This is a genomic window from Komagataeibacter sp. SM21, from assembly GCF_041402665.1.
GTDB lineage: Bacteria > Pseudomonadota > Alphaproteobacteria > Acetobacterales > Acetobacteraceae > Komagataeibacter > Komagataeibacter saccharivorans.
In genome coordinates this window covers 65406-78982 of record NZ_JBGLOV010000002.1, presented here as the reverse complement: position 1 = coordinate 78982, position 13577 = coordinate 65406, and the positions used below count along the sequence as shown (strand labels likewise).

Here is a 13577-nt window from a genome sequence, read left to right as displayed (position 1 = left end):
ATGATATCCCTGCGACGCCAGAATACGCGCCCCTGTGCCACCAAGGGACAGGGACGGGCATATCTGTCGGTTCGCCATCCGGGTCCGCCGCCAGCCTTACGGCCTGCGGCCCCGATTTTTTGCGCCAGGAGGCGCCATTCATGACAACGTTTGCCGATCTTCATCTTGCAGAGCCGCTGTTGCGGGCACTGGACGAGGAAGGCTACGCCACCCCGACCCCCATTCAGGCCGGCGCCATCCCCTACCTGCTGGAAGGGCGCGACCTGCTTGGTCTGGCGCAGACCGGCACGGGCAAGACCGCGGCTTTCGCGCTGCCCATCCTTGACCGCCTGTTCCGTGAAAAGGGCCGTGCACACCCCAAGGGCGCCCGTGCGCTGGTGCTGGCGCCCACGCGTGAACTGGCTTCCCAGATCGGGGAAAGCTTTGCATCCTATGCCCGCCACATGCGCTTCAGCTACGCTGTCGTGTTCGGTGGCGTGGGGCAGGGGCGTCAGATCGAAGCCCTGCGCCGTGGCGTGGACGTGCTGGTTGCAGCCCCCGGTCGCCTGCTGGACCTGATGGGTCAGGGGCATGTGGACCTGTCCGGCCTTGAAGTGCTGGTGCTGGATGAAGCCGACCGCATGCTCGACATGGGTTTCGTCCGCGACATCCGCAAGATCGTCGCGGCCCTGCCGACCGACCGCCAGACGCTGCTGTTCTCGGCCACGATGCCCAAGAGCATTTCCGACCTGGCCCATGGTCTGCTGCGCGACCCGGCCACCGTGCAGGTGACGCCGCCGTCCAGCACGGTTGACCGTATCCGTCAGGCCGTGATGTTCGTCGATACGGGCAATAAGCGCGAGGCGCTGAAGTTGCTGGTGGACTCGCCCAAGGTCGAGCGCGCCGTGGTGTTCACGCTCATGAAGCATGAAGCCAACAAGGTCGCAGCCTTCCTGAGTGATCATGGCATCACCGCCGAAGCCATCCATGGCAACAAGTCGCAGGGTGCGCGTGAACGCGCCATGTCGGGCTTCCGTTCCGGTAACGTCAAGGTGCTGGTGGCGACCGACATAGCGGCCCGTGGCATCGACGTGGATGACGTGACCCACGTGTTCAACTATGACCTGCCGAATGTGCCGGAAAGCTACGTGCACCGCATCGGTCGTACGGCGCGCGCCGGGCGTGAAGGCTGGGCCGTGTCACTGTGCGATGCGGAACAGCGTGCATGGCTGCGGGATATTGAAAAGAATATCGGCAAGGCCATCCCGGTTGTGTCCGAACATCCCTACCATTCGGAAGCGGCCGAGAACTCGACCATGCGTCCGCCCGTTCTGGGTGGCGGCGGCGGTCGTGGCCGTGGCGGCGGACGTCCCGGTGGTGGACGCCCCGGCGGCGGCGGTCGTCCTGCTGGTGGCGGTGGCCGTCCTCCCGCAGGTGGCCGTGGGGGCCGCCCCGGTGGCGGTCAGCGTTCAGGTGGTGCAGGCCGCCGCGCGGTCTGACCCTGCCGCTTTCGGCCCGTCTCGGCGGGCGTAAGCGCGCAAAGCCTTTCATAAGGAAAGCACCCGACCATGCCGGTCGGGTGCTTTTTTTATTTATGAACGGGCATATTGCCTTATGCCTCATTCCTTCTGTTTCTGAATGATTGTAACTGTCGTTTAAGGAGTAATTACTTTTAAAAAAGCATAAATTCAAAAATATTATCTATATAAGATATTTTTTTAAAGTAATGTTTTATAAAAGGAGGCGTAATTTTTAAGTGTCGCCTTTTTGCGAAAAAGCTACGTCAAAAACTACTTTATGATTTCTGGATGTTTGCCGGACAGACTGTTTCAAACAGTCTTTAAGGAAATCAAACTGCGCGCCGTAAGATGCAGTTGGACCATAACGGACCAACGCCTAACGGGTAAGTTGAAATGAGATGGCGGAGAGGGTGGGATTCGAACCCACGGTACGCTCACACGCACGGCGGTTTTCAAGACCGCTGCCTTCAACCGCTCGGCCACCTCTCCATAGGAACTGTTTAGCTACGTCTGTCGCGCTCGTCCAGATACTACCCTGACAAAACTGTCGCGTTCATGCGCATGGATAATGATCTTTTCTGGCCTGCGCCCGGAAGGATGCGAAATGCATCCCTCCGGGCTGTCACGGCCTGGCTGGTCGGTGGCCTTCTTCAGTTATCGAGGGTGGGGCAGCACCGTCATGGTCGATAAGACTGATTATATTCCTTCATTCTTGGGACAAGCACAGGCCGTCATCCCTTGACACTCCGCATAAGTTCTCATCCCGCATGATCCCGTCGCCTGAAGGCTATGTAATCGTATCAGGCAGGCACTGCCGATGTTACGCGACCTGCCATGATCTGGATGGTGCGAATGTCGGTCAGATTTAGTCAGACAGGCGCTGGATACGGCGGGCTTCGCGTGTATGGGCGCGCAGGATGTCGTTGAGGCTGGACATGAGTGGCACGCCGTCCTCAACCAGTATCCGACCGTTGACAATGGTGGTGCCAGCCACGGCGGGCGCACAGCGTAACCATGCTTCGACAGGGTCCGTCAGGGCACCGGCAAGGGCGATGTCCGACATTTTCCAGATCACCAGATCGGCGCAGGCACCGGGGCGCAGGTGGCCGAGTTCGTCTTCCCGGCCAAGGCAGGCAGCCCCGCCCCGTGTCGCCATGTCGAGCGCATCGCGCGCGGACATGGAGTGCGGACCATGACGAAAACGCCCAAGCAGAAGCGCCATGCGGGTTTCAAGCCACATGGACGCATGATCGGTCGATGCCGAGCCGTCACAGCCAAGCCCCACCCGCATGCCGCGTCGGCGCAGGTCCATCGCATCGGCGGAACCGCCGCCGATCATCATGTTTGAACACGGACACTGGGCCGTACAGACACCCGCATGGGCCAGCCGGTCTATTTCCGCACTGGAGGGATAGATGTAATGCGCGACCCATGATCGGGGAGAGGCCCAGCCGACGCGCTCGAAATATTCCGTGGGGGTGCAGCCATATATTTCCGCGCAATACGCATCTTCGTCGGGGTCTTCGGCAAGATGGGTATGCAGGCGCAGGTCGTGCTTGTCCGCAAGCATGGCGGACTCCCGCATGATCCGTTCGGAAACGCTGAACAGCGAACATGGCGCCAGAGCGACGCGATCCATGGCACCCGGCGACGCATCATGGAATTTGGCCACAAGACGTTCGCTATCCGCCAGAATGGTATCTTCGTCCTGCACTACCGATGCGGGGGGAAGGCCGCCATCCTCGACAGAGCGGGTCATGGAACCCCGCGTTGCATGAAAACGGAAGCCGATCTCGCGCGCCGCCCGGAACTGCGCGTCGATCAGAAACGGTTTGGGGTGGACATACATATGGTCCATCGATGTCGTGCAGCCACCCATCAGCAGTTCGACCATGGCAATGAAAGTGGAAAGATAGACGGATTCTTCATCCAGTCCTGCCCACAGGGGATAGAGACCCTGCAACCATTCAAACAGGGTTCCGTTCGTAACGGGCGCGTAGGACCGGGTCAGGTTCTGGTACATGTGGTGATGGGCGTTTATCAGGCCGGGTGTCACAAGCTGGCCATGGGCCGATATGGTCCTGTGTGCCTGTGGCGCGGCTTGCGCATCCTGTCCATGGGAATGGATGCGTCCGTCCTTTATGGCAATCCAGCCGCCTGCAATTTCATGGCCATGGTCAACATAGATATAGGCGTCAGTTATCAGGAGATCGACAGTCATGTCGGGCCCTTCGGTATACCGGTTGCGGGACAGAAACTGTCCCGTCGCGATGAAGCCCTGTACCGGAGGTGCGAGGTCCGGATCGTCATCGTAAAAGGTATCGAACGGGCGCTACTGAACAGAAATCTAGCATGGCCGGTGCCCTAAAGGCAACGGACGGGATGGGAAGGTCATGAACTGTCCCATTGGTAATGCTCTATTCAGCATCTGGTATTTCACAGAACACGGCGGACCATCGCAGCGTGATGGAAAGACGGTGGATGCTGTCAGGTCATGTGGGGAGAAAAATTTCCGTTTTCCCGGAAGCTGATCCAAGAAATTATGACAATAAGTATCAATAAATACCAGAAATCCGGATTATTTTCCTCTGTTACTGGTGTGATATGCTGTCAACGCAGGTGTACATGTCGAACTGAAGGCATGTTCATGCGCTATCTCACGAAATAATATGGCCTGATCCTGCCTGTGTTCTGAGAAAGTAAAAATGTCGACAAGGAAATCGATCTATCATTTGACCAAAGGCATCCGGGACCGGCTTGATGCTTTCATCATGCGGTTTTCCCTGCTTCCCGATCTGGCGGTCTTTGACCCGCACGTCATGTTCTGGGTCAAGGAACTGGAACAGAACTGGGAAAGGATACGCGATGAGGCCATCCGGCTTGGGGGGGAGGACATCCCCTCCCTTGGGGACATATCACCCGACCATGGCCGCATCGCAGCCGACCGACGCTGGCGGTCCTTCTTTCTTGAGGGGTATGGCTACCAGCGACAGGAAAACCGTGCGCGCGTTCCTGTCACCAGCGCCCTGATCGACCGGATTCCCAATCTGTGCACGGCGACGTTTTCCGTGCTGGAACCGGGCTGTCATATCCCCCGGCACAGGGGCATGACGAAGGCCATGCTGACCTACCATCTGGCCCTACATGTTCCGCGTGACCGGAAAAAATGCTGGATACAGATTGAAGATCACGGACAGATGCACGTCCATCCATGGAGCGCGGGCAAGTCGATCCTGTTTGACGATACCTATAACCATGAAGTCTGGAACAATACGGACGATACCCGCTATGTCCTGCTGATTCAGGTCAGGCGTCCATGCAGATGGCCTGCCCGTGTCCTGATGGATATCTTCTTCACGGCAGTCAGATATTCGCGTTTCGTGCAGGATGTGCGTCGTAATCTCGATGATCGCGCGGTGCAATCGCCCCAGACTGCCTGACCCCTGCGTTTTCTCCAGCCTGAAGCTGCGCGGTGTCAGTGATCCGTATGCGGCCCCCGGCTCCAGTGCTGGTCGGGGTTTCTGTACGGGTCCTGATTTTCATGCCAGTAGACAGGGCGGTTATGCGATGGGTGGTGGCAGCCTGTGGCACAAAGGCTTAGGGCAAGGATGGTGAGGAACTGTAAGGTATGGCGCATGGCAGCCTCCTGCGGGTGAAGGCTCAACGTGGATCATGCGTAGCGGTTTACGGGTGCTGCTCCCGGTTTCTGTCCTGCTGCCCTTTTTCGATGCAGGCCCGCTATAACGTCCCGCAACGGGCGAGGGTAGCACGCGGGCCAGTTCATATGTTTCAGGGTATCCGAAGCCCTTCAGGGACGGATAATGGGGTGGTTCAGCGTTGAGATGACGGGCGACAGGAAACGCCCGTAAGATGTATGTGCTATCGGCGGCAAGGGTGTGACGCAGGAAGAAAAGTACGGGCAGTCACTCTGTTGCCGCGATTATATGGCTCCCGTTCATCCAGACTTTTTACACATTACATCCCGGTTCGTTCCGCCCACAAGGCCTCATGACGGCCTGAGTTATGGGAGGCCCCGCCGATGAATGAACGGGACGACAAACATACACGAGGCCGCGTAGGGGCGGTGACAGCTATCGGGACTCTTCCTGGACATTACACTTTTCATGGGGACGGGCTGCGTATCATATGTGGTGCATGATGGCATGTGGGACACAGGATTGATGCAGCGGGTGGAGCACTGGATGCGGCGGGGTGTAACCGGCCTTGTCATTCCCATGCCGCTGTTGCTTCTGTACGCGCTGGCTCCGGCGGAAGTCGTCATGACGGTGGTGGCCGTGCTGTTTGTCGTGCATTGCCTGCTATGTCGGGACTGGGGCTGGTTACGGCAGGCATGGGTTGTGGTGGCGGCACTGCTGTGCGGTGACATTGTTGTTGCATCCGGCGTAATGGGGGGCATTCATGCGGGTGTGCAGGCCCTGTGTTTCGTGCGCTATTTCCTGTTCGTTGTGGCCCTGCAGGTATGGATATTGCCTGATGCCCGCACGCGGCGGATGCTGGGGCAGGCTTATGCTGCGGTGGCCGTGTGGCTGGTGGCCGGGTGCTGGCAGCAGTATCTGTGTGGGCGTAACTTCATGGGGTATGGCCGGTGGGCTGATGGCGCGCTGCTTGGTCCATTATGGGCACCACGCGCGGGGCATGCGTTGGTCATGACAGCACTTCCCACCCTGTTCCCGCTGGCCATGACGTTATCCATGCGAGAAGGCAGGCGGGGGCGCACCATGGCGGCGGCCATATTGATGGGCCTGATGCTGACCATGGTGCTGGTGGCCCAGCGCATGCCGCTGCTGCACTTTTTGATGGCGATGGGGATAGTGGGCGTTCTGATCCCGCGTCTGCGGGGCGGGATGCTGGTGACTGCCGGATTGGGGGCAGTGGGCGTTGTGCTGTCACCCCTGCTGGCGCCGCAGGCGTATCAGAAGCTGGTCGTGAACTTCATCGCACATCTGCACGGTTTTGCCGACAGTCCTTACGGAATGCTGTTTATCCGCGCGGGTGTCATGATCTGGCATCATCCATGGCTGGGGCTGGGATTTGACGGATTTCGCCATGCCTGTCCCGATCCGGCCTATTTCCACGGCTTGCCATGGCTTGGCGTGGCGGAAGGTGCCCATGGCGGGGCGGCGGGCTGTAATCTGCACCCCCATAACTACTATCTGCTGATCGGGACCATGGGCGGGCTGCCTGCCATCGGTCTGTATGTGGCGCTGGTGCTATGCTGGTTGCGGGTGGCCTGCACGGACCTGTCTCCCGCACGCGATCCGGGCCGGATGATGTTGGCCATTACCTGTTTTCTGGTTTTCTGGCCTATTCAGTCATCCAGCTCGTTCCTGACCCAGCCCACGGCGGGGTGGCTGTTCATGGCGGTTGGCTGGGCGCTGGCGGCATCGCCGGTTACGAATCGTTTGCAACGCGTGGGGGCAGGGGGCTAGCGGCAACCGGCCCGGCGCATTAAAGTATGAAGCCATGGGCATTGATGCCAGATATCGCGGACGACAGCCTGCTGGCCATAACCCGCGCCTGAGTTCAGCCAGGGGGGCTTGCGCTATCGTTTTCGCCGGTGGTCTAGAGGGAACGTGTCCGGGTTTTTGCCGTGCGCGGGCTTTGGTACGTGTGAGCGCCCATGTCCAGTGAGGAACGGGATGCGCTCAGGCGTATTTTTGGCAATACCGGTTTCCTGATCGCCGGGCGGGCGACGAATGCGGTGTGCAGCTTTGTCTACGTCGCGTGGGCCGTGCGTGCACTCGGATTGCAGCAGTTCGGTGTGCTGATGCTGGTGACGACATTCGGCGCCGCCGTATCCGCCGCAACGCATCTGCAGTCATGGCAACCATTGCTGCATTTCGGGACTGATCCCTTTACCCGTGGCAGGCGGGCGCAGTTCGCCCGCGTGCTGGCATTCTGTATGCGGGCCGATTATATCAGCGGGAGTGTGGGCTGGCTTGTCGGCTCGTTGGGGGTGGTGCTTTTCGGCACTTATATGGGCTGGCCTGCCGCCGATCAGACGGCGGCGCTGATCTATATGGTGACGATTTCCTATACCAATACAAGCTGGTCGGCGGGTGTGTTCCGGCTGTGCAATTCCTTCTGGCTGACAACGCTGACCGATCTGTCGGGCGTGCTGGTTCGCACGGTGGGGTCAGGTCTTGGCTTCATGTGGCATATGGGTCTGGATTACTACCTGCTGGTGTGGAGCGGGACGCAGCTTGTCATGTTCATGAGCAGCACCACGCTGGGCTGGCTGCAGATAAGGCGGGCAGGGGGGCTGGCAGGTTTCAGCCTGTTCAGTCGCCTCAAGTCCGGCGATGCGCCGGGTATCTGGCGCTTCACGCTTTCCACCAGTTGCAATCATGTGCTGGGATCGGTTTTCAACCAGTTCGGCACGCTGCTGGTGGGGGGGCTGCTGGGGCCGGCCGATGCCGCCGTCTATCGCGTGTCCCGCCAGATTGGTGAAGGGATCGCCAAGCCCGCGCAGCTTATGATGCCGGCACTCTACCCCGAATTCATCCGCCTGCGCGAAAAGCAGGACTGGTACGGCATCAAACGTGTCACGACCAAGCTGTTCCTTATGATCGGCGGATTTTCCATCCTGCTCATGGGCGTGGCGATGGCGATCGGCAATATCCTGCTGACATGGATGCTGCATGTTCACTGGCAGGGGGGGCGGCATCTGATCATGCTGATGCTGGGCAGTGCGATACTGGGCCTTGGCGTCGTGCCGCTTGAGCCGCTGCTGACCGTTATCGGGCAGGTCTCGCAGGTGCTGAAGGGGCGTATCATCGTAACGCTGACCTACCTGCCACTGGTCTATGGCATGACAACGTTGTGGCATCTGGAGGGGGCTGCTGCGGCCGCCGATGTCGCGGCGCTGATCATGCTGTGCATCTGCCTGCGCCCTGTTGTGATGTGGTTCCGCCGCGTCGCCCCCGGTCGCAGGCCGGTTGAAGATATATCCCCCGTCGTAGCTACGGTTCCGTCGGGTGCGAAGGAAAGAACGGGTTAGGGCGTGTCGTCAGTTAAGCGGGAGGATTATGCCGCTTGTACTCCTGCCTGATCTGTGATGTTTTCTCCCTGTTTTTCGGGGAGAGTATGAATGCGACGGTATGGTCTGAGCGACGGTCAGTGGGAGCGGATAAAGGACCTTCTCCCGGGTCGCAAAGGTCATGTCGGTGGGACGGCTGCGGATAACCGTCTGTTTATCGAAGCCGTGCTGTATCGTTATCGCGCAGGCATTCCCTGGCGTGACCTGCCTGTCCGCTTTGGGAACTGGAAGAACGTGCACCGGCGGCTGCGTCGCTGGTGTGAAAGCGGTGTGATCGAACGGATTTTCCGGCATCTGGCTGCTGACCATGACAACGAATACATGATGATCGACAGCACGATTGTCCGCGCTCACCAGCATAGCGCAGGCGCCTGTAAAAAGGGGGTGGATCAGGCCATCGGTCGATCCCGTGGCGGACTGACTACCAAAATGCATGCCATTGTCGATGCTGCGGGAAAGGCTGTGGCTCTTTCCCTGACACCCGGGCAAAGGGCGGACATCATTGAACGGTTCTTCGCCAGACTGAAGCAGTTCAGAGGCATAGCGACACGCTACGGCAAGCTGAAGTCAACTTTCCTCATAGCCGTGCAATTCGTCTTCGCCATCATTGGAATTAACTGACGACACGCCCGTTGCCTGTCTGTTCAGTGAACATCCAGCAGACAGGCGGTAGTCGCCTCATTTTAGGCGCTCAACGGATTATCCTGCCAACCCGAAACCGGATATTCCCGTTTCGAATTTCAAACGAACTGCAACGCATTAGCCGCTATTTTGGCCACGTCACGACTTGTGTGCCCTTACAACCAACGTATCGAGTTCCGAGAGGAAGCGAGATCGATCAGCTTTCCCAAACGCAGTCCCGGTCGAGGTCATAACGCCCACCGAGCGCAGATCTGTCATCAGATTGCGCATCGCCAACGCCATGCCAATCGCATCACGGTCCAGACGGCGCCCCTTCGGTTCGAGAACGTACGAGCCTTTTTCAATGCAGCGCGCCGCCAGTGGAATATCCGCCGTAATGACGATGTCCCTGTCCAAGGTGCGCTCGGCAATCCAGTCATCTGCGACGTCAGGTCCTGAATCTACCACTACGCGCTCGATTAACGGCGATTCCGGCACCGCAATCATCCGGTTGGAGACAACGAAAACATGCAAGCCATAGCGCCCGGCCACACGATAGACTTCGTCTTTCACGGGGCAGGCATCAGAATCGATGAAAATACGGACCATGCCCCAATCTGCCGCAGCATCGCATGAACCGCAAACCTCGGGTCACTCGACCACGGACGCAGATGACAGGTTTCGCCTCATCTCAGTCATCCGGTCAGCAAGACCTTATGCTGCAAAGCAGACAATAGATATTTGGTGCTCGCAGCTACATTGAGCGTTGGCCTTATTAGACTAATTTTAAGGATAACACTTCAAAGCCTCAGCTTCGATGCGTTTGATCAGTGCACTCTTGCAGTCGGAATAGGTATGGCTGTCTGTGGGATGGCGGCCAGCGCATCGGAGTTTCTCGCGCTCGTAATGTTGCGCCATTTCAGGTGAACTGCGCAGATAGTCTCGGAAGGCGAGGTGGCGGCGGAGATTTTGGTCACCATTAGCGAAGCAATGCAGTTGAATTAATCGTTGGCCGGTTTCTGGATCATCCAAGGTGCAGTAACGCCGCCCCTCGATGCCGCACGCACCATGCCACTGATAACCAAGTGCTTCAATCGCTGCACGTTGTAAGTCCAGAGCATCCAATGACGAAACCACTGGCATCAGGTCGAGTATGGGCTTTGCGACAATCCCTGGGATTGATGTCGATCCGATGTGGTGGACAGCGTGGATTGCTGAGACGTTCTCCTGAAGGCGCCGCGCTTCGCGTGAGGCGCTTTCTGCCCACCTTGGATCGTGAGGTACAAGTCTTACTGTGATCGGCGGCGGCATATTAACTCCATGAGGAGGTCCGTTATGATAGCAGTTTATACCTTATCTCTGGGAAGGGCCGGTGGGTAAAAATCTCACCAAGATTGCGAAGCGGTTCAGCGTTCCAGAAGCAGACAGGCGACTGCCGCCTCATGTCGGTTATTCGCTCTCATCTGTTACTTTTCGTAAAGCAAATATCGGCTCAGACAATCCCGCACACAGGATGCATCGTTGACACTGCGCGCAGAATGTGGAACAAATGAAGAACAAGGCGGTTTTTATACCTTCAAAGGCATAAGGCCTCGGAAGGTAAGGTGGTCGTATTTTTGCGCCGCTTCCAGACAACTTGTTATTTTTGTACATTTTTACAAAAATACACATTTTTTTGTTCATTGAAGCGGCATAATTTCTTACCTAGAGAGAATATCTCCATGCCTCGTTCAAAATATTCACTCAAGCAACCCACTATGACAACGTATTCATACAACGGTCTTTATGGTCTAAATGCAGAGCGTTTGTTCATGTGGATTGTCATTGATACTACAAAAGAACAATTGGGTATTGATGATATTGTAGGGGCTATTGCGATTATAAGTGGGCAGCCAGTAATCTCGACACGGGGGAAGCCCTCGGGCGCTACCAAAGGGACGTCAGTCGCATCTTTGGCTTCTAGGCGAGCTATTGACGTTCAGCTACCTTTTCGTCTTCCGATGTTTACCGGAAAATCGTTATTCACTCTTCGTATTGCTATGACAAGACATTTAGGAGCATGGGTAGGGCGAACCATCCCATTTGTTGGCTATGTCGTCATGACGAAGGACGTTACTGAAATCATCTTGAAATCAGTTCGACGCTATAACGCTTTAGTCAAGCCGGAGGACAAAATGGCATGGTAAAATCTTACGAAGACGCGCTATCTGAAATCTTGTCATTTATTTCTGAACAAGTTCCGGGCCCGAAACCACGCGAATTGACAGAAAATACGACACTGCGAGGCGATCTTCGTATGTACAACGACGATGCTAAGAACCTAATGCACCGTTACTTTGAGCACTTTGATGTCAGTGCTCAAAATTTTGATTTCGAAAAATATTTCCCAGAAGAGGGTGAAGGAATCATAGGTGCACTGCTGTTCGGCTTTGTGAATAGAAAACGTTCTCGGCTAGATCCTAAGCCCCTAACCATAGCCATGTTAGCGCACGCTGCCTCTGTTGGTGCTTGGGTCTAGGTTCTGTTGACAAAAGACAGTAGCCACAATTTCACGGCTGCGAGGTTAAGAAAGGCGAGGAACGATTTTCTTGTCTTGTCATATCGTGTGGCGATACGTCGGAACTGCTTCAGTTTGTTGAACATCCGCTCGATACGGTTTCGATCCCGATAACGACGGAAGTCGCAGGGAATATCCGCTGTGCGATTTGAACGCGGTGGGATTACGGGAAGAATGCCTCGAAAAAGCAGGTTCTCCCGTATCCTGTCACTATCATACCCCTTATCGGCCAGAAATCGGCGCGGTGTCACGATCGGCAGGTCCATCAGGGCATCAGCGCCGGAATAATCAGAAACTTCACCCCCGTCAGGTCGAAGCCAAGAGGGCGTCCCTGACCATCCGCACGGGCGTGGATCTTGCTCGTAAAGCCACCGCGGCTTCGACCAAAGCCTTCCTTATGCGTCCCCCTTTTGCGCCAGCCGCCTGGCTGTGAGCCCGAACGACCGTGCTGTCGATCATGTGCTGCCAGTCATCGGTCAGGCCAAGTTCGACCAGCGTTTCCAGCAGAGCGTCCCAGACACCTTGCTCTGCCCACCGACGGAACCGCACATAGACCGAGTTCCATTTTCCGTAGCGCTCATGCATGTCCCGCCATGGGCAACCAACACGCAGGACATAAAGCATTCCATTGAGAAACAGACGGTTATCCTGTGCCGGTCGTGACCAACGCCCACGTTCAGGCGGCAGCAGGCCGCCAATGATCGCCCATTCCTCGTCCGTCAGGTCGCCACGCATCCATCGGTCTCCGCAAAGACCAACGTTGAATCACGTCCAAGCCAGTCTAAAAAGACCTTTTGTCAACAGAACCTAGGCAGCTTTTTCGGGAAGGTTTCTCGAAAGAAGAAGTCCGGGAGCAACTTGCCGAAAGTCATCGACAGCGCCGCGACCTTCGTCGGACGGGTATCGTAAGGTTGGCCGCGGCTGTGCCACAACGCTGCAAATTGCATCTATCAGCGGGCACGGTATCGATTATTGTCAACGGATCATCGACACCTATCTGGCCCGCCGCACGGAAGTCGCCGTGGCTGGTGTGCAATTGTGGGAAAAACATCAGGATCGAGAGACCAGAAAGGTCGTCTCGATCGCTGCCACGCGCGGCCGTCTGGGGTGATTCACTTCTGCGGTGACCCATAGTGCACTGCAAACCATCTGCAAACCATGCAAACTTTGAATCTGCTAACCCATTGAAAAATGGCGCGCCCTGCTGGATTCGAACCAGCGACCCACAGCTTAGAAGGCTGTTGCTCTATCCAACTGAGCTAAGGGCGCGGGGCATGTCGTTGTGCCAGATCGAACCTAGTGCGTCCAGTTCTGGATACGGTCATGACGGAAATTATCGGCATATGCCTTTGGGCGACGCATGCGCGGCGCCGGAATTTCGATATCGAAGGCGATGCCCTGTTCCGTGGCGTAGGCCACGGCGCTGTCCTGATCGGGGAATTGCAGGCGTATCTGCGATGGGGTATCCGCGCTGCCGGTCCAGCCCATAAGGGTATCGACATGGCGGGGGCGGTTCTGCCCGTAATCCAGTATCCATGTATGGGTAGTGGCCTGACCTGACTGGCCGGCGGGTTTTGACTGCCTGTAAATCCGGGCTCGCATTACTATCCGTCTCCCTGGATATGGTCGGGGCGCCCGGACTCGAACCGGGGGCCTCGTGTACCCAAAACACGCGCGCTACCAGGCTGCGCCACGCCCCGCGACCACGAGCGGGAAACTATGTGGCAACTGCTGTTCTGGCAAGCACATTCTTGCAAAAAAAATACCGCGCCCACCGGTCCTGCGGCAAGCAGGTCTGGCGGGCGCGGCGAACAACACGTCGTGTAATGGGAAGCGGCTG

General features: G+C 57.2%; 11 protein-coding genes, 3 tRNA genes and 1 pseudogene. 7 read left to right on the top strand and 8 right to left on the bottom strand.

The genetic code is table 11. From position 1 onward, the window contains the following. Positions 1-140 precede the first annotated feature (140 nt). A complete protein-coding gene (locus tag ACBR42_RS02340; protein WP_102323336.1) occupies positions 141-1478 on the top strand; it encodes a DEAD/DEAH box helicase in 1338 nt (445 codons plus the stop codon). A 420-nt stretch (positions 1479-1898) separates the two neighbouring features. Here ACBR42_RS02340 and ACBR42_RS02335 read toward each other — a convergent pair. Further along, positions 1899-1988, bottom strand: a tRNA-Ser gene (locus ACBR42_RS02335). Positions 1989-2364: 376 nt separating this feature from the next. Then, positions 2365-3720, bottom strand: a complete 1356-nt coding sequence (locus ACBR42_RS02330) for an 8-oxoguanine deaminase (protein WP_371207197.1) — start codon at positions 3718-3720, stop codon at positions 2365-2367. A gap of 484 nt (positions 3721-4204) precedes the next feature. Here ACBR42_RS02330 and ACBR42_RS02325 point away from each other — a divergent pair, with 484 nt between their 5' ends. The 4 genes from ACBR42_RS02325 (at position 4205) to ACBR42_RS02310 (ending at position 9180) form a co-directional block, all read left to right on the top strand. After that, positions 4205-4939 carry an aspartyl/asparaginyl beta-hydroxylase domain-containing protein gene (locus ACBR42_RS02325; RefSeq protein ID WP_371207196.1) on the top strand — a complete coding sequence of 245 codons (735 nt, stop codon included), beginning with the start codon at positions 4205-4207 and terminating at the stop codon, positions 4937-4939. Positions 4940-5623: 684 nt separating this feature from the next. Then, on the top strand, positions 5624-6949 hold the full coding sequence (locus ACBR42_RS02320) for an O-antigen ligase family protein (RefSeq protein ID WP_371207195.1): 1326 nt from the start codon (positions 5624-5626) through the stop codon (positions 6947-6949). 191 nt (positions 6950-7140) lie between these two features. Beyond that, the gene (locus ACBR42_RS02315) at positions 7141-8520 is read left to right on the top strand and encodes a lipopolysaccharide biosynthesis protein (protein WP_102323340.1); all 1380 of its coding nucleotides are present in this window, start codon (positions 7141-7143) and stop codon (positions 8518-8520) included. Between the two features lie 90 nt (positions 8521-8610). Continuing rightward, entirely contained in the window at positions 8611-9180 is a 570-nt protein-coding gene (locus tag ACBR42_RS02310; RefSeq protein ID WP_371207194.1) for an IS5 family transposase, read from the top strand. Between the two features lie 159 nt (positions 9181-9339). Here the strand turns inward: ACBR42_RS02310 and ACBR42_RS02305 are convergent, their stop codons facing one another. Together ACBR42_RS02305 and ACBR42_RS02300 are read right to left on the bottom strand one after the other, a co-directional pair. Further along, positions 9340-9789, bottom strand: a complete 450-nt coding sequence (locus ACBR42_RS02305; RefSeq protein ID WP_371207193.1) for a YaiI/YqxD family protein — start codon at positions 9787-9789, stop codon at positions 9340-9342. 177 nt (positions 9790-9966) lie between these two features. Continuing rightward, positions 9967-10491 carry a GrpB family protein gene (locus tag ACBR42_RS02300; RefSeq protein ID WP_371207192.1) on the bottom strand — a complete coding sequence of 175 codons (525 nt, stop codon included), beginning with the start codon at positions 10489-10491 and terminating at the stop codon, positions 9967-9969. A gap of 293 nt (positions 10492-10784) precedes the next feature. Between ACBR42_RS02300 and ACBR42_RS02295 the strand changes: the two genes are divergently transcribed. Both ACBR42_RS02295 and ACBR42_RS02290 read left to right on the top strand, forming a co-directional pair. Then, complete coding sequence (locus tag ACBR42_RS02295; protein ID WP_371207191.1) at positions 10785-11366, top strand: STM2901 family protein; 582 nt, start codon at positions 10785-10787, stop codon at positions 11364-11366. Further along, complete coding sequence (locus ACBR42_RS02290; RefSeq protein WP_371207190.1) at positions 11360-11698, top strand: DUF1493 family protein; 339 nt, start codon at positions 11360-11362, stop codon at positions 11696-11698. The genes ACBR42_RS02295 and ACBR42_RS02290 overlap by 7 nt, the downstream gene beginning before the upstream one ends. On the opposite strand, the pseudogene ACBR42_RS02285 reads toward ACBR42_RS02290, so the two are convergent. The 4 genes and pseudogenes from ACBR42_RS02285 to ACBR42_RS02270 form a co-directional block, all read right to left on the bottom strand. Further along, positions 11695-12472, bottom strand: a pseudogene (locus tag ACBR42_RS02285) (IS5 family transposase). The gene ACBR42_RS02290 and the pseudogene ACBR42_RS02285 overlap by 4 nt on opposite strands. Positions 12473-12929: 457 nt before the next feature. After that, a tRNA-Arg gene (locus ACBR42_RS02280) sits at positions 12930-13006 on the bottom strand. A 27-nt stretch (positions 13007-13033) separates the two neighbouring features. Next, on the bottom strand, positions 13034-13339 hold the full coding sequence (locus ACBR42_RS02275; protein ID WP_102323347.1) for an ETC complex I subunit: 306 nt from the start codon (positions 13337-13339) through the stop codon (positions 13034-13036). Between the two features lie 21 nt (positions 13340-13360). Further along, positions 13361-13437 (bottom strand) — tRNA-Pro (locus tag ACBR42_RS02270). Positions 13438-13577 lie beyond the last annotated feature (140 nt).